Origin of the sequence: Rhizobium sp. TBD182, assembly GCF_001950375.1 — a bacterium.
GTDB lineage: Bacteria > Pseudomonadota > Alphaproteobacteria > Rhizobiales > Rhizobiaceae > Agrobacterium > Agrobacterium tumefaciens.
Genome location: NZ_BDLN01000006.1, coordinates 216683 through 237864 on the forward strand (window position 1 = coordinate 216683; position 21182 = coordinate 237864).

General features: G+C 58.0%; 19 protein-coding genes. 6 read left to right on the top strand and 13 right to left on the bottom strand.

The features are described 5' to 3' along the window. Positions 1–138 precede the first annotated feature (138 nt). The 4 genes from T18_RS18735 to T18_RS18750 all read left to right on the top strand — a co-directional run bounded on the left by T18_RS18735 (position 139) and on the right by T18_RS18750 (position 3876). A complete protein-coding gene (locus T18_RS18735) occupies positions 139–1284 on the top strand; it encodes an MraY family glycosyltransferase (RefSeq protein WP_038493575.1) in 1146 nt (381 codons plus the stop codon). Between the two features lie 142 nt (positions 1285–1426). Next, entirely contained in the window at positions 1427–1990 is a 564-nt protein-coding gene (locus T18_RS18740) for a YdcF family protein (protein WP_046205638.1), read from the top strand. Then, entirely contained in the window at positions 1987–3264 is a 1278-nt protein-coding gene (locus T18_RS18745) for a hypothetical protein (RefSeq protein ID WP_038493569.1), read from the top strand. The genes T18_RS18740 and T18_RS18745 overlap by 4 nt, the downstream gene beginning before the upstream one ends. Positions 3265–3267: 3 nt before the next feature. Next, positions 3268–3876, top strand: coding sequence for an acetyltransferase (locus tag T18_RS18750; protein ID WP_038493566.1), 609 nt, complete (start codon positions 3268–3270; stop codon positions 3874–3876). Here the strand turns inward: T18_RS18750 and T18_RS18755 are convergent. From T18_RS18755 to T18_RS18765, 3 genes are read right to left on the bottom strand one after another with little or no spacing between them, the layout of a single operon-like run. Continuing rightward, on the bottom strand, positions 3840–5015 hold the full coding sequence (locus T18_RS18755; RefSeq protein WP_038493563.1) for a glycosyltransferase: 1176 nt from the start codon (positions 5013–5015) through the stop codon (positions 3840–3842). The two genes, T18_RS18750 and T18_RS18755, sit on opposite strands and share 37 nt — an antisense overlap. Then, complete coding sequence (locus tag T18_RS18760; protein WP_038493560.1) at positions 5012–6295, bottom strand: glycosyltransferase family 4 protein; 1284 nt, start codon at positions 6293–6295, stop codon at positions 5012–5014. The genes T18_RS18755 and T18_RS18760 overlap by 4 nt, the downstream gene beginning before the upstream one ends. Continuing rightward, positions 6292–7545, bottom strand: coding sequence for a glycosyltransferase family 4 protein (locus T18_RS18765; RefSeq protein WP_038493557.1), 1254 nt, complete (start codon positions 7543–7545; stop codon positions 6292–6294). The genes T18_RS18760 and T18_RS18765 overlap by 4 nt, the downstream gene beginning before the upstream one ends. 636 nt (positions 7546–8181) lie before the next feature. Here T18_RS18765 and T18_RS18770 point away from each other — a divergent pair. Beyond that, positions 8182–8658, top strand: a complete 477-nt coding sequence (locus T18_RS18770) for an Hsp20 family protein (protein ID WP_038495735.1) — start codon at positions 8182–8184, stop codon at positions 8656–8658. Between the two features lie 73 nt (positions 8659–8731). After that, positions 8732–9031 (top strand): DUF982 domain-containing protein, encoded by a 300-nt coding sequence (locus T18_RS18775; RefSeq protein ID WP_035199246.1) that lies wholly within the window; start codon positions 8732–8734, stop codon positions 9029–9031. Positions 9032–9226: 195 nt separating this feature from the next. On the opposite strand, the gene T18_RS18780 is transcribed toward T18_RS18775, so the two are convergent. The 10 genes from T18_RS18780 to T18_RS18825 form a co-directional block, all read right to left on the bottom strand. Next, positions 9227–10474 carry a glucarate dehydratase family protein gene (locus T18_RS18780; protein WP_038493554.1) on the bottom strand — a complete coding sequence of 416 codons (1248 nt, stop codon included), beginning with the start codon at positions 10472–10474 and terminating at the stop codon, positions 9227–9229. Then, positions 10474–11271, bottom strand: coding sequence for a sugar phosphate isomerase/epimerase family protein (locus T18_RS18785; RefSeq protein WP_038493551.1), 798 nt, complete (start codon positions 11269–11271; stop codon positions 10474–10476). Before T18_RS18785 ends, T18_RS18780 begins: the two co-directional genes overlap by 1 nt. Next, complete coding sequence (locus T18_RS18790; protein ID WP_038493548.1) at positions 11268–12302, bottom strand: hydroxyacid dehydrogenase; 1035 nt, start codon at positions 12300–12302, stop codon at positions 11268–11270. The genes T18_RS18785 and T18_RS18790 overlap by 4 nt, the downstream gene beginning before the upstream one ends. Continuing rightward, complete coding sequence (locus tag T18_RS18795) at positions 12299–13468, bottom strand: SGNH/GDSL hydrolase family protein (protein WP_038493545.1); 1170 nt, start codon at positions 13466–13468, stop codon at positions 12299–12301. Before T18_RS18795 ends, T18_RS18790 begins: the two co-directional genes overlap by 4 nt. Positions 13469–13483: 15 nt before the next feature. After that, positions 13484–14233: an SDR family NAD(P)-dependent oxidoreductase gene (locus T18_RS18800; protein ID WP_038493542.1), complete on the bottom strand. Its 750-nt coding sequence runs from the start codon at positions 14231–14233 to the stop codon at positions 13484–13486. An 18-nt stretch (positions 14234–14251) separates the two neighbouring features. Next, the gene (locus T18_RS18805) at positions 14252–16582 is read right to left on the bottom strand and encodes an alginate lyase (RefSeq protein WP_038493539.1); all 2331 of its coding nucleotides are present in this window, start codon (positions 16580–16582) and stop codon (positions 14252–14254) included. Positions 16583–16652: 70 nt separating this feature from the next. Further along, the gene (locus T18_RS18810; RefSeq protein ID WP_003517573.1) at positions 16653–18182 is read right to left on the bottom strand and encodes an extracellular solute-binding protein; all 1530 of its coding nucleotides are present in this window, start codon (positions 18180–18182) and stop codon (positions 16653–16655) included. Between the two features lie 60 nt (positions 18183–18242). Beyond that, on the bottom strand, positions 18243–19124 hold the full coding sequence (locus T18_RS18815; protein ID WP_013761268.1) for a carbohydrate ABC transporter permease: 882 nt from the start codon (positions 19122–19124) through the stop codon (positions 18243–18245). An 11-nt stretch (positions 19125–19135) separates the two neighbouring features. Next, positions 19136–20065, bottom strand: a complete 930-nt coding sequence (locus tag T18_RS18820; protein ID WP_038493536.1) for an ABC transporter permease — start codon at positions 20063–20065, stop codon at positions 19136–19138. Continuing rightward, entirely contained in the window at positions 20062–21177 is a 1116-nt protein-coding gene (locus tag T18_RS18825) for an ABC transporter ATP-binding protein (protein WP_038493532.1), read from the bottom strand. Before T18_RS18825 ends, T18_RS18820 begins: the two co-directional genes overlap by 4 nt. Positions 21178–21182 lie beyond the last annotated feature (5 nt).

Genomic DNA, 21182 nt, shown 5'->3' on the forward strand with positions numbered 1-21182 from the left:
TAATTTCGACACCCTCTCCCTTTGGTGGATTTCACACGCCTTTTGCCCGCATACCCCTCAGGGCCGGTGTTTTTTAGGATCGTCAGGAGGCGAGTTTCGTCGCAAATGCGCCGCCAAGGTTCAGCGTGGGGATCAGACATGTCGGGGATACTCTTCAATACCATCGCTACTTTCATTCTGTGCGTATCCCTCATCGTCGTTCTCAGGCGCCTGACCATTGTGTTTCAGCTGGTGGATCGCCCCGATTCAATCCGCAAACGCCACACGGGAGCCGTTCCGCTTTGCGGTGGCATCGCAATCTTTGCCGCTTTCGCCGTTTCCGCCTTCGTTGGTGGGTGGAGCGAGGCTCTCGGCATGAACTTCTGGCTCGGACTGGCGGTCATCCTGCTAATGGGCGTCGTCGATGATCGCCGGCCGCTGCCCGCAGCAGGACGACTTCTCATGCAACTGGCAATGGCGATCGCTCTCGTAGGCGGCGCCGATATCGGCTCTCTCTCCATCGGCGTGCTGTTCACGCAGCATTCGAATCTGTTCCTGCCGCTGTTTTTCGTCATCGGAGTTCTCTTCGTGACCGGGCTGGTGAATTCGTGGAACATGCTCGATGGTGTCGACGGGCTTGCTGGCGGCACTGCGGGTGTCGCTTTGATCTGGCTGATGATCGTAGCGATCTTCGCAGGTATCGGCGAAGTCATCCCGCCGCTTCAGGCACTCTGCGTATGCCTCTGCGCTTTTCTGGTCTTCAACATGCGCGGTCCATGGCGCGCACGGGCGAGCATATTCCTCGGCGATGCGGGCAGTACCGCACTGGGTGCGACGATTGCCTACGTTATCGTCCTGCTGGCGACCACAAGCGCTGCCGTATCCTTTCCGGCATTGCTCTGGATCGTGATCCTGCCGATCACAGATACGCTCAGCCTGATTGTCCGTCGTATCATGAACGGTCGCAGTCCAATGTCGGCCGATCGCTGGCATTTTCATCATCTGCTGCTGGACTATGGTTTCACGCCGGCGGCGGCAACGAACACGTTGGTCGTCATTTCCTTCATTTGCGGCGGCGTCGGTTTTGCCGGGATAAAAGCCGGTATCCTGCCGGAAATGATGGCGGCCGGACTTCTCGTACCGATTGCCCTCCACACGGCCTTCGTTCTAACCGCGACGGGCTATCTCTCGAAAACCTGGCTTCACAGGGGTAATTTTGATCTCTACCGCGAGGTGGCACGTCTGCCTGTCTCCGCCAACGCAGCACCGGAGCCAAGAGCCATGCAATCGGCGAGTGATGAGTAATCGCATCATGAAAGCGCCGTGGCCCGGAACGCGAATTCCCTCGACACCGGTTTCGAAAGGACGGCTTTCGCGTTTGCGCATTTCCCAGAACATCAGAAATGCTCCGCCATTGAAACGGTACGCGTTTTTACTGGGCTTGATGATGCTGAGTGCAGTCGGGCTCTACGGACTTGCCCTCGTTTCAGCGGGGTCGCTCCTTGTCGTGGAGGACCCACCTGCGCAAGCCGACGTCATCGTTGTTCTGGGCGGTGACGGTCCACCTCGAGCTGCCCAGGCCGCAAAACTATGGCACGAGGGAAGGGCGCCGCTCGTTCTGGTGACTGGTTATGGGGATTGCGACTTCATCCGCGACATGCTGGTGCAATTGGGGGTGGATTCCGCAGCCGTCTCAACGGAATGTCTTTCGCTCAGCACCTGGGAAAACGCGACATTCTCGCAGCCGATACTGACTGGAATGGGAGCAAAAAGCGCCATTCTGGTCACGAGCTGGTTTCATTCACGGCGCGCAGTAAAGCGCTTCCGGTTTGTGATGCCTCAAATTCAGTGGATTTCCCTTCCTGCGCAACGAACCGTTTCGCTGTGGCGGCTTGCCATCAACGGTGACGGTGTGCAGGTGTTCAAGGAATACGCCAAAGCGCTCCTCTACGACGTCAGAAGCAGTTTCGTGCGGGATTTTCCTCCGGTTCAGGCGAGGCTCGCCTCATGAACACGCTTCTGGTTTTTTGCCTCTTTGGTGGTGTTATCCTGCTCATCTGTTGGGGAATGATGCGTCGGGAGCGAATTTACGAGTTCCCGTTTCTGACGGGCGTCATCACGTTCAGTTTCATCTTGCCCCAGGTTCCCGGACTGGCGTCTGAACGATTCTTGCCGGAAGGCGCGTTTGCAAGAACCGCAATCTTTATGATGCTGTGCCTGTTCATGTGCTGGTGGGGGTGGAGCAGAACGGCAAAACCCTTTGCATTCTTTCGTATCGATTTCGATGAAACACGTCTGCTGATCGTCGCAGCCGTTCTCTCGGTCGCCGGCGCCTACTTCTATTTCAAGCTTAGCCGTTTGCCGGGAGAGTTGACCATTGCGGTGCAGATGACCGGAGTTCCGGTCATGTACATCTTCTTTTCGCGGTTGTTGAGCTATGGTCTGGCCATTGCGGTGCTTTGCCTTGCACGGCGATTTTCCTGGCTGGCGCTGGCCGTCCTTGCGTTCGATCTCGTCTTTTACCTGGATCGCATCGTGATAACGGGAAAGCGCGCCGAAGCGGTGGAACTCATCATGATGTTCGCGCTGGCATGGTGGTTTTACAAGGGATGGGCGATCCCGCGCATCTTCGTGATCGTGGCACTTTTCCTCGGCACACTGTCGATGAACAGCATGGGCGACTACCGCGCCATTACCAAGGCCAACGACGCTCCCGTGTGGGATGACATCAAGAAGATAGATTTCATCGGCAATCTTGAGAGAGTGTTCCGGGACGGCGGCGACGAGATGCGCAACGCGATCATGCGGATCGACAACACCGCAAACACCTTGCAATTCGACTACGGCAAGTTCCACTGGAACAGGCTGGTGTTCAACTTCGTACCCGCGCAACTCGTGGGCGTGGAAGTCAAGCAATCCTTCATGCTGCCGGTGCCGGTCCAATCGCGCGACTACAATCCTGTTCTCGGCACGACCGAGACCGGAATGGCGGATGCGTTCGGATCCTTCTGGTATCTGGGAGCGTTCAAATTTTTCCTGCTCGCCTATCTGGTGCGCCGGATCTGGGTGACCGCAAACACGGGCGAGTTCGCTGCGCAATTCACCTATCTGCTGTCGATCATACCGTCCATGCACGCCATCTCGCATCAAACCGACTGGGTTCTCATGGTCTGGGTGCATATGCTGATGTTTGCTGCTCCGGCGCTGGCATTTGCCGTCATACCCGCGCGCGTGCAGCAGCGTCGATACGCGATACGATCCTTGACGTCTCAAGCCGGAGGATAGGCCATGCGCTCACGATACGACGATCCTGCCTTCCAGCATGCAACGACGCCCCTGCCGCGCTTCGGAGGTCCGACCTTTGCGCTGCATTTGCGGTTGAAACGGCTGGTCTGGATGATCGTCTGGCGGCTTCTTGCCTCCTGGACGCCGCCGCCGATGCGGCGCTGGCGCAATTTTCTCCTGCGTAGTTTCGGCGCGCGCCTGCATGCCACGGCGATGGTGCATTCCAAGGCGATCGTTTGGTGGCCGGGGCACCTCGTCATGGAGCGTCATTCATCTCTCGGACCTGGGGTGATCTGCTACAACGTCGACATGATCACCATCGGCCAATATGCCTCTGTCTCGCAACGTGCCCATCTGTGCACCGGGTCGCATGACGTTCAGGATAGCGCGTTTCCCCTCGTGACGCGGCCGGTGGTGATCGAGGAGGACGCGTGGGTGGCGGCGGAAGCCTTCGTCGGTCCCGGTGTCGTCGTCGGCAAGGGGGCTGTTCTCGGCGCGCGAGCCGTCACCGCGAAGTCATTGGAGCCCTGGACGATCTATGTCGGCAATCCGGCAAGGTCAGTCGGCTCGCGTCGTCAGGAAGCGGCCGCGTCCAACGCGCTCAGCCGATAACCTTCAAGCGTGGCATGGGCGATTGCCGGCCAGGTGAATTTCTCCAGCACGAGTCGGCGGCCGTTTTCGCCCATCGTCCTCGCCTTGGCGGGATTGCTGAGCACGCTTGCCAAGCCCTTGGCAACTTCTGCCGCGTCAACCGAGACGATAACCCCGGCATCGGCAGCTCCGACTTCGGGAAAGTGACACTGGTCGGTGATCACCACAGGCGTGCCGCAGGCAAGCGCTTCGGTGATCGCCATGCTGAAACCCTCCTGTCGGCTTGGCAGGCAGAAGCAGTCGGCATCGACCATGGCTTCGAGCTTCGCTTCGCCGTAGATCGCTCCGACCATAAAGACGCGGTGCCGGATGTTAAGTTTTTTCACCAGGTGCATAAAGTGGCCCTCTGCTCCACCGGGCGGGCCTGCGACGACGAGATCAACGTCGACGTAGGTGTCACAGATAGCCGAAAAGGCCGAGGCAAGGATGTCGATACCCTTTTTGATGTGCAGGCGTGACAGGAACAGAATGTATCGCCTGCCGTGCGCCAGGGCGATTTTCTGCTTGAAATGTCCTCGGGCGGGCAGGGGATCGAATTCCTCGGCAAAAACACCGTTCGGAATGATCAGATTTCGTGCCTGGAAATTCAGCGGCTCGACAGCTGCCATTTCATCGACATTTAACAGGTGCAGGAACGCAGCCTCGTTCAGCATCTTGCGGTAGCACAGCATCAGGGCGATCTTCTTTTTCCACGATCGCTGGCCGAGACTCCAATGGTCCAGCATGCCGGCCGGGCAAATGCAGTAGGGCACGCCAGCGGCGCGGGCGAGCTTGGAAGCATAGAGCAGAAATGGCTCCCACACGCCGTGAATATGCATGAAGGATGCATCTTTCAGCACGGCTTTCAGCATGCGCCGGCCCCTGAAGCAGAACAATGTCTCCAGCCTCCCGGCCGGCAGCAGGAGATGCCAGTGGATATTCTCGAAATGCGGTATGGTGCGGCCAATTTCCTTGACCTGCGCTTCAATGGCGGCGTCGCCATAGCTGACGATATTCACATCTACGCCGAGGCCGGCCTGTGCAGCGGCTAGGCGCATGGCAACGGCCTGCAAGCCGCCGTATTTGGGATCAATCGAAGCGATGACGTGGATGATCTTCATTTCTCTTTGTTCCCCAGGTATCGCGTGTCATCGGCCATGCAAAGACCCGCCGACCCTGACAGATTCGGCCCGGACAAGGCGGCAAGAAGCCGCTCGCCATATGACTCCACGGTATGTTCAGCTGCGCGCAGGAGTGCATTGGTGGACATGCTTCGCCTGAGCTCAGGATTGTCGGCAAGCGCACGCACCGCAGTTGCGATAGCTTCCGGATCGCAGACGGGAACGATGAAACCTTCGACACCATCGCGAACGACGCTGCCGGTGTTTTCGGTCGTTATAACAGGCAGCCCGGCTGCCAGCGCTTCATAGACGGCGGTCGCGGAGCCTTCGCAGAGCGATGGCAGCAGGAAGACATCCGCCCACCGAAACTCCTCGACGATCTGCGAGCGCGGAACGATCCCTCTCAGCTCGACCCATTGCGAAATCTCCTGCTTGACGTCATCGGGCACACGAACGCGGCCCGCCATCCGGAAGCGGGCGGCGCCCTCCATCAATCTGGCGGCTTCCACAACATAGGGCGATCCCTTGCGCAGCCCGACTTCGCCTACGGTCAGGACCCTGATTGGCCCCGGCATGCGCGCCGGTCTGTCGATGGCAGCGCTGGCATTGACCCCATAGGGAACGACGACACACCGGTCTTCCGGCCCACCACATGCGACGACGTGCTTGCGGACAAATTCCGACGGGCAGACGATGACATCTGCAAGGCGCCACTCCGCTTTCTCCCGATCGGCGAATAGACGCGCATGCGGATTATCCCGCACAGGGCCGGCCCATTTGGGAAACCGCATCATTTCCTGGTCCAGAAGCGTTTCGACGACATCGCGTGGCGCGATCATTTGCTCGACTGCGGTCCAAAGGCCCTGCTGTTTTGCCGCCCGCATCTGTTCGAGTGCGTCGCCACTGAAGGCGTAGAGCCCATCTGCGCCATGGAAGCCGCGCCGGGCCACCATTTCGGAGAAAACCGACCCGGCCCAGATCGCGTGAGAGGTTTCCTCTACAACGTCTTTCGTTCGCATGTGGCGCAGCACGGAACGGAGGCCAAAGCTGGAAAACACCGTCGTCAGCGCTGTCGGCACGCCTTTGGGCAGCCGGCCGGCCAGCCGTTTGACAGGTGCGGGATAAAGGGTCGCCGGAAACGAATTGACGATCCGGGGCCAACCTTTCGTGGCGCATATATCAGTGTAAAAATGCGCAAGGCGGCCAGCGGATGCAAATATTCTCGGTACGGCATAATGCATGCGGGCGCCGAGCTGACTGACGACGACTTTGTCTTTCATGACGAGATACCTTGAGCGATAGGTGGCCTGGAAGGCTCGACAGTCTGCAGCCCGGCGATCAGCACTGCCCAGGCATCTGCCGCCTTTTCTCGGGAATAGTCGGCACACAGCAGCCGCCGTGCCGCATCCCCCATGGCTGTCGTGGTATCCGGGTCGTCGCAGAGCTTTTCGATTGTGCCGGAGAGCTTTTCGGTCTCTCCGATTTCGACGTTGCTGCCGCATCCCTTGGCTCTGAGAACGCGCGGCACCTCTCCATCCGGGTCGCCGACGAAGATCGTCGGCCTCCCGGCCGCGAGGATTCCATAGAATTTGCTTGGAATGATGCAGTGTTCCAGTTCCGGCAGCAGCGAGACCAGATGCACATCTGCAACGCTCAGGCTTTCAGCAAGTTTCTCCACGGGCTGCAGCGGCTTGAAGATGACGTTCTGAAGACCGAGATCCTGAACGACAGTCTTCACAGCCGCGTGCTGGTGTCCGCCACCAATGAGAAGGAACCGGATATCCTGCCGGTGCTCCAGACGTTTCGCCGCTGCTAGCATAGTGCCGAACTCATGCGCCCGCCCGAAGTTTCCTGAATAGCCGACGACAAACACACCCTGCAGTCCCCACGCCTTCCGCAGGCTGTTATCCTTGGGCAAGACAGGATAGATTTCCTCCCCATCCGACCAGTGATGCAGGACGCTGACGCGATCCTTTGCAAGGCCTTGAGTGAAGAGGAATTCCGCCATCTTGTCAGTGGGGCAGACAACCATGCCGGGGGATCGCAAAGACCAGTTGCGCGCCTGCGTCAGCCATGGCGCAAGCCACCGTGCACGTTTCCTGAAAAATCCAAGCTCGATTGCGGTCTCCGGAAAAAGATCCATGATCCAGTTCACCATGAATGCGCCCTTGAGGCGGATCGCGATACTGCTCATGACGGAGAGGAGCGGAGGATCGGTGCAGACAACGACCGTGTCCGTCGCCCGAACGTTGCGCAGAAGCCAGGCGAATGCCAGCACCTGAAAAAGAAGATAATCAACGCTACGGCGCATGAGGCTGTGCCGGCCGAAGCGGCCGCTTGCGAGCCGTCGGATCTGTACACCCCGAACCGTTTCGGTTGCGGGCAACACGCTTCCGGGATGATTGTGTATTTCGCGACTTGCAACGACAGTCACATTCATTCCGCGCTGCGCCATTGAGATGGCCAGCGACGATATCATCCGGCTTGTTGCCGACTGGTCGGGGAAACCGTATCTGTTCAGGAAGATCATCCTCACGCTTTTTTCTCCCGCCAAATGTCCGGTCTGAAGAAGCATTCTTGGCGACGTGAAAACAGGCGGCAAGCTGGTCGTAAGGACTAGTGGGCTCATGATACGGAGTGGCTATTACTCCGAAGTTGGCGCCGCACTATCCTTTTGGTAGCTGAAACGCAGATGACGCCCTTATGGGTTATGAAATCCATGATGCCCCGGCCAATCAATGGCAGGGACGGCCGATGTGGATCGCTGGTTGACTGCGCGCCGTTCCGAGGCGCAGCCGCACGCGACGCTCTGTGGCCTCGAACCGAAGTCCTGTCTTAGATATGGATGTAACACCGAGTTCGACCGAGCTCTCCGCCGATGCCCAGGAGAGCGGCGCCTCAATGGCGGTTCCAGGTTGTGCCCAGGCTCCGGCAGAAATCCTCCTTCCCGGGCCGAATATCGGCGTGGCTGGAGGCGTTTGATCGCGCGGTATCCGAGCCATATTTAATACCAGTGCGAAAGCAAATTTCGTTCGCTTCGCCTCTTGATTTTGAAAACACGAAAAACCAAATCGTCAGCCGCCAGTCGCTGATGACAGGACTGGCCGTGCTGGAAGCGCCGCTTTTGGCGCTTTGGTACCCATGTTGCTTCAAGGAGGATATGGTTATGGCAACATCTTACGACTATGCACCGTTGTACCGATCGAGCATCGGATTCGACCGGGTCTTCAATCTTCTCGAAAACGCCCAGCGCACCCGCTCGATCAGTGACTGGCCGCCCTATGACATTATCAGGACGGCCGAAGACAGCTATCAGATTTCTATTGCGGTGGCTGGTTTTACACGGGACGAGATCGACATCACTTTCCAGTCCAATCTCCTGACCGTGACAGGCAAGAGACAGGAGACACCCGCGGAGGGCTACCTGCACCGCGGCATTGCGGCCCGTCCGTTCGAGCATCGGTTCGAGCTCGCCGATCATGTCAGAGTGAGCGGCGCCGAACTGAAAAACGGTCTCCTTTCGATCGATCTCGTCCGCGAAATCCCGGAGGCCCTGAAGCCCCGGAAAATCGACATCCAGACCGATGCGGCTCTGGTGCCGACAGTTGCCCCGGGCCAGATCGAAGCACAGAAGGCGGCTTGATTTACATTGTTGGATGAACAGGGGCGCCGTCGCGATGGCGCCCACGAATATCCGGGATGGGAAGGAGAAAGCAATGAAACCCGATATGTTCAGACAGCCTGTTTTCATTCTTGTCGGTCTCGGCTTTCCAGCGGAGGTTCGAAACGTGCTGGAGGCATACCGACATCTTTCCGAGTGGCCCGCAACAAACCGAGATAGCGCACATTCCATTGCGCTTAAGGCATGTGCTGCCGCGTTGCGCGGCGAGATTGAAGCGGAGACCGCCCGCGGTTTGTTCGTGGCCTTTGCCGAAAGACACGATCTACTTGCACCGGAAGATGGTGTCATCGCCGCGTCTCGTCTTTCGCGCGACAGAGATCCGCATGTGAATTGAGATAGGCCGGATGATGAATGTGTAGCGGGAAGTTGTCCGTTATGCGGGGGCGGTATCGTGCACGGGCTCTAGAATGCCGAGCGAGCTGATTTGCCGCCCCTGCGAAGCGATTACCGCGAAGACTGTCACGGTCTGGGTAAGGAGGACAGGTGTGCTGCCTCGAGGTTGACGAGGGCGTAACATGGCATCTTCTCGTCACCAGCGTGGCACACGTCTTTCATAGGTTGGGTCGAAGAGCTTCATATAGGCTGTATCATCGCGTTCTTTCATCGAGGTCTGTTCGTAAAGTGCCGCAAGTTCGGTGAGTTTTTGCCGATCGAGCGTCACGCCAAGTCCCGGCCCATTGGGGACATCGAGGCGACCGCCACGGAACGTGAACGGCGTGCCCTCGATCACGTCGACACCGGTCCATGGGTAATGCGTGTCGCAATCGAAGCTCAGGTTCGGCGTTGCGGCGGCAGTATGGACCATTGCCGCCAGTGTGATGCCGAGATGCGAGTTGGAATGCATGGAGACGCCAAGACCCAGTGTCTCGCAAATCTTCCCGAGATGGGTCGAGGCGCGCAATCCACCCCAATAATGGTGATCTGACAGCACAATCTGCACCGCATTTTTGCGGAAGGCCGCGGCGATCTGGTCGAATTCAAGGACGATCATGTTCGTGGCGAGCGGGATCGACGTAGCGGCTGCGACTTGTGCCATCTGATCCATACCGATGACCGGATCCTCGAGATATTCAAGGATATTCTCAAGCTTGCGTGCGATGTAGATGGCCGTGTCCACAGTCCAGCCGCCATTGGGGTCGATCCGCAGCGGATGCTTGGGAAAAGCTTCCCGAAGCTTCAGCATCGTCTCGATCTCGAGATCCGGATGCAGCACGCCACCCTTGAGCTTCAGCGACCGGAAACCGTATGTGTCGACCATCCTGCGGGCTTCGCCAACCATCTGATCAGGCGTAAGTACCTCTCCCCATTCATCCTCGGCTTCACCTATATGGGCTGCGAATTTGAAAAACAGGTAGGCGCTAAACGGAACGCTGGTACGAATGGCGCCACCAAGCAGGTCCGAGACCGGCCGCCCGAGAAGCTTGCCCTGAATGTCGAGGCAGGGGACTTCAAAGGCTGAGGCAACCACGTCCGTCAACTTGTGATCGGCCACCGCCGATTTGGCATTGATGCCGCCACTGCCGGGCAATGCGGTGATGACGCGAGATTTCAGCTCGTGAAGATGAAACGGGTCGAGCCCGATCAGGGCAGGGGCCGCCCGTCGCAACCCATCCAGCGCCTTGATACTTCCGTAACTTTCACCAAGGCCGACCGTACCGTCGTCACATATGACCTCGATGACGGTGCGCAAAGCATGCGGCTGATGCACGCCTTTACAGTTCAGTAGCGGTCTGTCGGGAATGGCGACCGGTGTGAGGTGAATTTCGGCTATGCGCATTAAAAAGCTCCTTGTCGCCACCAGCTGCGCGCAGCCCTTAGCGCATCGTCCAGCGGGGACAGTTCGGGATGCCAGTGGCGTTCCCATTCCAGACTGAGAGGGATATGTCGTTCATCCGACTGAAGAAGCGAAAGCAGTTCCGCCATGGGGAAATCGCCATGGCCGGGCAATACGTAGCGTCGTCGGCCATCGCTGTCCGTGGTGCTGTCCTTGACGTGCAGATGGACGACATTTTGTGCGATGTGTTGCCAAAGGATTTTGAGATCGCTGCCTTTGGCCCAGGTGTGGTGAGTGTCCCACAAGAGCTTCGATGCTGGCACGCACGCGATGAAGGCGAGAAGCTGCTCGAAGTCCGCCAGCGCGTCGTGTGTTTCGATCATGAGGTCGACATTTAGACCGCGTGATAGTCGCAGCGATTGCCAGTTGTCCAACAGGCCCGCTGCCTGTGTCATCTCATCCTGTCCCAACTGTTTGCCACCGTCGAAGATGCGCAGATAGGAAATGTTCGCGGCTTCCGCCCAGTCTATAAAGGGCTCGATGGCGGAAAGATCGGTGCTGCCGAACAGCCGAATGGATGTGTTTAGGGCGGCAACCTCGAGATCACTTCCGGCCAGAAAGGCTGCAAATCTGGAAGGAGTAGCAAATTCGGCAGTGAGTGCCGGGATGAGGTCGACCGTACCGGAGAGCGTGCGCAACTCCACATGCCCGATGCCATGCCTCTGTGCCAGATCGGCCGCTTCGTGCAGGCTAAGTTCGGAGCAGCCAAGCGTTGAAAAACAATAATCGAAAGCGCTCATGCCATACGCTCCATATCCTGTTTATGGACCGGGTGAAGCGCGGCTTGCCCCGCGACGAAACGTTCGATCTCGGTAATGGCGAGATCGGAAAGCGCCCGCAATTCATTTCCCAGCGCCCCGGCAATGTGGGGGGTGAGCACGACATTGGGCAAATCGTAGAATGGGCTATCCGTCGGCAAGGGTTCCGGCTCCGGTGTATCGATCAGGATACGCAGCCGCCCGGAAAGTGCCTCGGCCAGCAATGCGTCGTGATCGACCAGCCAGCCCCGTGCCGTGTTGATGAAGATCGCATGATCCGCCAGCAGCGCCAGTTCGCGGGCACCAATCATGTGGCGGGTTTCAGGCAGGATCGGCGCGTGCAGGGAGACCACATCGCACCAGGCGAGAAGCTCGTCGAGCTCCATTTTCGTAGCACCAATTGCGGCCGCGTCTTCCACCGAAAGAAAAGGGTCGTAGGCGGCGATCTCGAATTTTCCGCGCGTGAGCATCTCCATGACAAGCCGACCAATCCGTGACGCGCCGACGATGCCGACTTTGCGGGAATGATTGCCGAGATAGGGCAGGCTCATGCCACGTCTGCTGCCAAAACCGCCGGTGCCGCGCTCTACCCGATGCTCGTCTCTCAGACGAAACACATCCTTGCCGCACATGATGATTGACGCATAGGTAAACTCGGCAACCGGCACGGCCATGGCCGATGCCGCCGTGGTGATAAGAATATCGGATGTTTCCCAGAATTCGGCGGGGGCAACAGCGCGCACCGAGGACGCGGCATAAGCGACCATCCTGAGCTTTGGCGCACGGGCGAGGCGCTCGCGTGTCAGGGATGGCGTGCCCCAGGCGGCGAGGAGAATGTCCGCCTCGGCCAACGCTTCTGCTCCCGCTTCCGTGTCGAAATCCGTGTAGGGGAAACCCGGTATGATGTCGGTTACGGCATTCATACGTGCCCATTCGCGCGAACCAAAGAAACCTTCGGGAAGCTCGTTCCGCATGGCGATCAACAGCCGTGGTTTGTCTTGAGATGGTCTCATCGGCGTACCGGACTTGAAACAGGTCGAACCTCGATGCGGTTGACGTCGATTTCGATCGGTTGAGAACCGGGCCGCAGGATCACATCGAGAAAAACTTCGGGAGGGGCTTCACCTGGCCTGAGTTTCAGGGGAGGAGTTCTGAGCGCCCCTGTCCATTGGGTGGCAGGGAAAGGAAAAAATGTGCCGTCTTCGGCAGGGAAAGGCGCAAGTGCTACCGCCTGCTGTCCTTCGGCTGCAGCATCTTTCAGACGCAGCGATACTCCGAGTACGTCGCTATGCGCCGGCACATCAACATCGCATATGGCCTCCACCCATAAGCCTGTGCCCGGATGGACAAGCCGCCCGCCGAGACGGTGGCTTTGTTCACCTGTTTCCGTGACTGTCAGGGCTGAAAAATCAGAGGCCAGATTGCCAGCTGGATTGTTTACCGGGTCAAAACGATCGTCTGTCGCCAGAATACGGGCCGGCGCTCGCGGCACGATCGCCTCCAGATAGGTGGCAAGCAGCTTTCCTACGGCAAAAGCGCCTGTCACCGCAAAATGGGTGCCGTCGTCGGAATAGCCGGGATGAGGCTCGCCGAATTCACTTTCGGGATCGACCCATGCCGAATTCCAGTCGAAGACATGGCAATTGGCATGATCTGCGGCAAATTCGATGCTCTGCCGGTTGATCCAGTGCGCTTTTGCCCGCTCTGCACCGCCTGCCGGCCATTTCTCGGTGCCACGGGCGAGGATCGGGAGCAGGATGACGGTTTTGCCTGCGTCGAGCAGAGCCGAAACGATCCGCGCCCGTGTATCGGCAATCGTCTGGCGTGTTTCCACCATCATGTCGTTAGTGCCGGCATCGACGATGACCAGATCGAAATCCGATTGCAGCAGTCGCGGTAGCCGCCGTTCGATCTCGATTGCCTTCTGGCCGGAAACTCCGAAATTGAGGCCGGAAAAGAACCGGCTGACACCCGGTCGATTGCTCGGTTCCCAGCCTGTTGGTGCTGATGGATCATGGTGGACAGGGCAGCAAAGCCTGCCATGCGACAATACCTCGGCCCAACTCATCCAGCCGCGGGCCGATGTGGCCAGCGAGGACGCGTCGCCAATATGGTTCTGTTGGACGAGCGAAGTGCCGAGAACGGCAATCCGGCTCGCCCTTGGTAACGATACGGTCATGGTTTTTACCGGATATCAGGAGAACAGGACGCCGCCATTAATGTCGTAGCAGGCGCCGGTGATATAAGCGGCATCGTCGGACGCAAGAAACGCCACCAGACCGGCAACGTCTTCGCTTGAGCCTTCGCGCTTCAGCGATGTGGCGCCCGCCACCCTTTCACGCACTTCGGGTTTGGTGAAGGTGTCGTGGAAGGTGGTGGAGATCATGCCGGGGCAGACGGCGTTGACGCGAATATTCGGGCCAACTTCCTTGGCAAGTCCTCGGGTAAAAGTCATCACGGCACCCTTGGAAGTGGCATAGGCGAGCGCGCCCGGCCCACCGCCGTCACGGCCCGCCTGCGACGAGAAGGTTACGATCGCGCCGCCCTTTGCCATTTTGGGCAGTGCGGCCTTGGCTGTCAGGAACAGCGACGTCAGGTTGACGTCGAGGACCTGATGCCAGAAGGCTTCGTCCATGTCAGCGATTGTCTTGCGGGCGATAAGCCCACCCGCAACATGGACGAGGCCATGGATCTCGCCGAATTTGTCTGCGGCAGCAGAAATGGCAGCCTCTACTTCGCTTGCGCTTGTCAGGTCTGCCTTGATCGCCAGAGCCGAACGGCCAAGCTTTTCGATTTCGGCAACAGCCGTGGCCGCACCTTCAGCGGCTCCATTATAGGTGAGGACGACATTGGCGCCTTCCTGCGCAAAACGAATGGCGCATGCCCGGCCGATATCCCGGCCGGCGCCGGCTACAACAACGGTCATGTTGGTAAAACGCTGCATTTGAAGAACCTCGTATGGTTAGAATTGCTTGGGAAGGGAGAGCTTGAAACGCTCGTCGTCGACGTCGCTGAAATAGATGTCGGTCGAAAAACCCTGATCGTCTATGAAGCTGAAGATGCGCTTCGGCTCCTTTAAACTGTATGGCACCAGAAGGGTGACCAGCCGATGCCGAGTTGCTGCTGGAACCGTGGCGCAGACGTGATGGTGGATATCAAGACCCTCGAACTCCTTGGGATCAATGTCGGGAAAACCTTCGACGGCAGCGATCTGCGGGGTGCCCGCTGACGAGAAGACAAACTGGCCGTAAAAGCCCGCCTTTTGGCCATTGTAGCGAAAGCTCGACTTGCCGGTCTGCGGTGCTCCTGTGGTATGGCAAAGCCATTGCAGTTCCTGGGGCTCGGAGCACTCCACCTCATCGACAATCACGAAATAGCTGTCGTTGACGAAGTGCATTTCGCGCTGCGCTTTCATAACCAGCGGGTTCGCGACCTGATAGGCAGACGTCGCATCTCCGAGGATCCGGATATGTCCCGGATTTTCCTCAACCGATACGATACGGCCGGCGGCACGACGCGCGAGTGCCTTGTCCTTTTCCGCATATTGTCCCTTGCCGCCGATCAGGACGGCGTTCTTCGACCGTGTCTGACGGCGCCAGTTCAGATGCATCTGCGAGTTGAACGCCACGTAATAGCCGGACTGGATCGCCAGATCCTCGCCGTAGGCATAGAGGACGAACGCATTCTGGTCGCCATGGCTGTGGCTTAGCGAACCGTAGGGACTGGATTTGAAAACGAATTGCAGATGCCGTTCCGGGTCTTCCATATGTTGCTGGATGGTCGCCCAACCGATATCATCGAAAACAGCGAGTGCCGGCAAGTCTGCAGGCGAGACTGCTTCCACCTGCTGATAGTCGTGACGATAGACGAGATCGTCGAAGTTCAGGTCCCACCAGCCGTAATTGTAGAAGGCCATTTCTGTGCCCGTCGCATCGGCCTTGATGTGATCGAAATACCATTGGTAATGGCCGTTGCCGGTAACGCCGGCAAATTGCCGAACATTGTAACCCAGTTTCAGGCCGGGAAGATCGCCAAGCGTGGAGTCGTCGCCAAAATTGGCGCGACGGGTTCCCGGCGCCTTGGTATAAAGCGGGAAGCGCCCGGTGTTCTGGAAAAATGGCCGCCGATAAAGATCGTAACCGATATAGGAGCGGACCAGATTGGCGGCCTCTATGAGATAAGCCATGCCGGTCATCCAGTAATGTGGCCCTTCCGCCCAGCCACCGTCAGTTCCAGCCCAGGGAGAATAGAGGGTGGCGAGGAATTCAACGGTATAATCGAGCCATTCGCCCGCCTCATCGCTTTCGCCCTGAAGCGCGATACAGGCCGGCGTCAGTACTGCCGAAAGCGAACGTACGGCATGGCTGTCATAGGGAAACACGTGGATGCGGGCATGGGCAATAACATGGTCGGCGACCTCCCGCGTTCGTTCAAGAAGAACCGAGCGTACGGTCTCGCGCTCGTCTTCGCTCAGATAATCGTATAGCCAGTCATAGCCCCAGGCGAGTGCCACGACGACGCGGAACCCCGCCTCGTCATTATAGGCCCGGGAGGTCGCGCCTTTCGGATCCCAGCCAGCGACTGCCAGCAGCCACTTGCGCGACGCATCGAGTAGTTCGTCGCGTCCGAGAACCCGACCGGCAATGGCCAGGTGCCGGATCGCATAGATCACTTCCTGGCAATCAATATACATCTGTCGCCAGAGTCCTGCGACGCGCATATTGTTCGGATAAGGCTGAGGTTCCGGTATGACCGGCCGCTCAAGCCAGGGTTTTACTGATTTCTCGTAGAACTCGGACCAGCTGCAATGATTGGGGTCCTTTGCCACCGCCTCCGAGAAGCAGCGCAACTTTTCCGGATTGAGCCAGAGCCGTGGATGGCTGGCATGCGCGGCAGCATGACGCGCCTTCCTGCCGGGTAGCGGCGTTTTCGGCAACGAAGCGCCGATCTCGAAGCTGCGCACGGTACTCCAGTTGGAATCCGGCGTCGCGGACGTCTGGCCCCACAACGCATAACACCAGTGATAGCGGCCTTCCGGAAGGGCTTCGTCCGGCGTAAAGAAATTCCACGCGAGATCTTCAAAGACGAGCGTCTTTTTGTCTGCAAAACCGGGATCGGACGAAATCCGCAATACGTAGCGCGCACCGTCGTCGATGTCGGGCAGCCATGAAAAGCGCGGAGGGTTCTCCGTCGGCGGTACTTCTTCGCTTGGCTCGTAGCCAATGGTCAATGAACCCGGCCGGGGTTCATCGAGAAGTGTCTGTCGGGAGATGGCCGGGGCAGAGGGACACATTGCGCTCTAACTCCTATGAAAACAGAAGGGAAAGGATGGCGGCGACAAAGCCGCCATCACGGTCGAAGGTTTATTGCGCGGCCTTGTACTGGCGGTCATAGGCCGATTGCATCATCTTGATGACCTCGTCGTAACCGAGGGCCGTGAGGCGCTTCTTGTAGGCATCCCAGCCGGCATCGACGTCCTGGGCACCCAGTATCCAGGTCTGCTGCATCTCGGTCATGTAGGTGAGGATGCTCGGCCAGTAGCGGTCGAATGTCGCCTTTTCCTCTGCGTTCAGGGAAACGCCCATGAACTCATCCTTGAGGCAGTTGCACTTGTCGTACATATCGATGCCTTCAAGCGCGATCTTGTTTGTCCACTGGCGCTCATATTCGTAGTCCATCCAGTATCCGCGCGGGATCGCCGCACCGACCGCCCACAACTGGGCATTCACCGGGTCCTTGTTGTCGAGGATTTCCTTCTTGAATTGCGGCTTGCCATCGACCATCTCGTAGGTCAGGCCCTCGACGCCGAAATTCGACAGGATGCGCCCCTGTTGAGAGAACCAGAAATCGAAATACTTGATTGTTTCGACCGGGTGTTCGTTGGTCGCCGAAATAGCCCAGCCGACGGGCTGGACACGCAGCCGACGGGAATCCTCAAACCGTTGGCCCGAGACCGTCTTTGGCGGCAGCATCGGCTTTAGCGCAAAACCGTTGATCTTTGGCGACAGGGCGTCGTTGTAGGTCGAGGTGCTGGCGAACCAGTCATGCGTCATGCCGCCGAGATTGTTGCCCAGCAGATATTCACGCGAGCGAGCACCGCGGGTGAAAATCTCCTTGTCGATCAGGCCTTCCTTGTACCATTTGGCCACGTTGGAAATCCCGGTCTTGTAGTTTTCCTCCGCCCAGGGATGACGAAGTTGTCCGTCATAAACGGCAAAGTCGCCATAACGCTCGGATCCGGACACGCGCGCATCCCACAGATTGATAAGGCGGACCGCATCGATTTCCTCACGGGCAAAGTAGGGAACTTCATCCTTGAGACCGTTGCCGTTCGGGTCCTTGTCACGGAAGGCTTTCAGAACTTCGTAGACCTCTTCCGGTGTTTCCGGCTGCTTCAGCCCAAGCTTGTCGAGCCAATCCTGGCGGATGAACCAGCCGCGCGAGAACTTGCCATCAGGGACGTAAGGGATGAAATAGAGCTTGCCGTCCGGTCCGGAGATGGCGTTGCGGATTTCCTTGTGGCTGTCGAAAAATGCCTTGAGGTTGGGGGCGTTTTCCTCGATCAGATCATCGAGTGGAATGAATGCGCCCTCCAACCCGTAGCGAATGAAGTCTTCCTTCAGCCCGCCCGTGGCGTCGCCGCCGACGATGTCGGGAAGGTTGCCCGAGGCGATCAGAAGGTTGAATGCATCGCGGCTGCTGGTGGTCGCCAGCGACGCCACGTTGCGGACATGAATGTTGGTGATCTCGGCGGCCTTTTGCTCCACCGGCCATTTTTCCGAGTAGACGTATTTGTCACGGAAGTGGAAGTGGATCGTAAGCTCCAGCGGATCCTTGGAAATTTTCCCTGAATCCTGAGCCGATGCCGGCAAGGCCAGGGTTGCGGCTGTCATCAACGCCAGTAGGGGCGCGCCTTTTCGTAGTGCTCTCACAGGTTCTCCTCCCTTGTGCTGCTACTCTTTGACTCCGCCCAGCAGAATTCCTTTGGTGAAATACTTCTGCGCGTAGGGGTAAATGATGAGGACGGGAATGATGGAAGCGATCATGATCGCGGATGTTACCGTCTCGAACGAATAGTGGGCGGTGAGCAGACTCGATGCGAATTCGTCATTCGAGTTAAGATCGACGATCACGCGCTTCAGATAGACCTGAAGCGGGATCTTCTCCTCGCCGCGCAGCAAGACCATCGCCCAGAAGTAACCGTTCCACCGCGAAACGACGCAGAACAGCGCAACGGTGACGATTGCGGGCTTGGAAAGCGGAATGAACACCTTCCACAGCAGCTGCAACTCGCTTGCGCCGTCCATTTTGGCGGCTTCTTCGAAGGACTTTGGCACCGCCTCGAAGAAGTTGCGCAGCAGAATGACGTTGAAGGCGTTTGCCGCAAATCCGAGGATGATGCCGAAGCGGCTGTCGAGAAGTCCAAGATCGCGCATGTTCAGAAAGAAGGGGATCATGCCGGCGTTGAACCACAGCGTAAAAGCGATGGCGATGTTGAAAAAAGTGCGGCCGCGCAGGCGTTTGCGCGAAAGGGCGTAGGCTCCGGGGATCATGATCAGCAGGCTCATCAGCGTGCCGCCGAAGGTGTAGATGAACGTGTTGCCATAGGCGACCCAGAACATCCTGTCCGACAATACCCTGTCGTAAGCGGCAAGGGTCACATCAACCGGCCATAACGTGACACGGCCAGCCGTGACGGCGGCCCCAGAAGATAGCGAGACCGACAGCACATAGATGAAGGGATAAAGCGTCGACAGAACGAACAGACCCAGAAGAATGGCATTTGCCCAGCCAAAAATCCTGTCGCCGCGGGAATATAGATTGAAGTTTGCCATCTTTCAGCTCCTCACCAAAGCGATGTCGACGAGACTTTTCGGCTGATGCGATTTGCCGAATAGACGAGGACGAAAGCGATAACCGCATTGAACAGTCCGGCGGCCGTCGCGAGATCGTATTGGGTACCCTGCAAGCCGGTGCGGTAAATGAAGGTGGAAACGACATCTGCCGTTTCATAGGTGGATGGCCGATAGAGCAGAATGATATATTCGAACCCGACCTCGACCAGATTGCCGATGCGGATGATCAGCATGATCACGATTGTCGGCAGGATGCAGGGCAGGGTGATCCGCCACATCATCTGCCAGCGCGATGCCCCGTCCACCCGGGCGGATTCATAAAGCGTCGGGCTCACGCCAGCGATGGCGGCGAGATAGACGATGGATTCGAAGCCCGCTTCCTTCCAGACCGACGAGCCGATATAAATCGGACGAAACCATTCCGGCTGGGTCAGGAAGTATATCGGCTCGAATCCAAGGCCTTTCAGCAGAAGATTGACGATGCCTATCGAAGGCGACAGGAAGTTGATGACGATGCCGGCCACGATCACCACCGAAATGAAATGCGGCAGGTAAACGATCGTCTGGGCCCAGCTTCGGGCAACGGTGTTTTGAACCTCGTTGAACATCAAGGCCAGGATGATCGGTACTGGAAACGCGAAGATCAGGCCGAGAGCGCTGATTTTTAGGGTGTTCCAGAAGGCGCGGATGAACATGTCATTGTGAAAGAGCTCCGCGAAGTTTTCAAAACCGACCCACGGGCTCTTTGCAATGCCGCGAAAAATCGAGAAGTCCTGAAACGCGATGACCAGCCCGTACATGGGCTTATAGAGAAAGACGGCGAACCAGATAATCATCGGAGCGAGAAGTAGGTAGAGCTGCCAGTCGCGGCGAACATCTTCCTGGAGATCGTGAAGGCGTTCCTGAAAACCCTTTTTCATGGTTGCGCCCCGCTTGGGGTTTTCAGCGACCTTCCGGTTGCCGCATCGAAGACATGGATGCGTGTGGTATCGATGCCAAGTCGGGTGACGCCGTTGAGAGTATGATCGCCGTAAAGTGTTTCCGCCTTGGCGATAAATGGCTGGCCATCAGCCCTGCCGTGGAGCAGAGCCTCCGCGCCCAAGGGCTCCACGAGGTCGATGCTGCAATTGAGGTTTTCACGACTGTCTTCGGTCTCTACCGACATGATTTCGGGTCGCAGGCCGAGTTTGACCTGCTGTCCTTCCGTCGCATTTTTCGCAAATGCTTCCGGGACGCTGAAGCGTTGTCCGGCACTACCCGTGATTTTGACCTTTACGGTGCCATCCTGCTTTTCAATCGTCCCGTCCAGAAGGTTCATGGGCGGTGAGCCCATAAAACTTGCGACGAACGTGTTGGCCGGTTCGAGGAAAACCTCCATCGGCGAACCGACCTGCTCGATATGGCCGCCATTCATGATGACGATGCGGTCCGCAAGTGTCATTGCCTCGACCTGATCGTGCGTCACGTAGATGCTGGTGGCGTTCATCCGCTTGTGCAGCAGTTTAATCTCGGCCCGCATGTGGGTGCGCAGCTTGGCGTCGAGGTTCGAGAGAGGTTCGTCGAACAGGAAGATTTTCGGCCTGCGCACGATGGCACGACCCATGGCGACACGTTGGCGCTGGCCACCGGAAAGATCTGCCGGCTTGCGGCCAAGATATTCGGTGAGCCCGAGGATCTGTGCAGCTTCTGCCACCGCCTTGTCGATAACCGCTCGCTTTTCTCCTCTGACTCGCAGGCCAAAAGCGATGTTATCGGCCACGCTCAGGTGCGGATAAAGCGCGTAGTTCTGAAACACCATCGCGACATCGCGGTCTTTGGGCGCGATCTTGTTGACCACTCGGCCGTCCATTGAAACGGTGCCGTCCGAAATGTCTTCCAGCCCGGCGAGCATGCGCAGCGTGGTGGATTTTCCGCATCCCGAAGGACCTACGAGGACAACGAATTCCTGCGGCTGTATGGAAAGATTGATACCGTGGACGACTTCAAGGGCACCATAGCGCTTGACGACGTCGTTGATTTGAACTGCGGACATGAAAG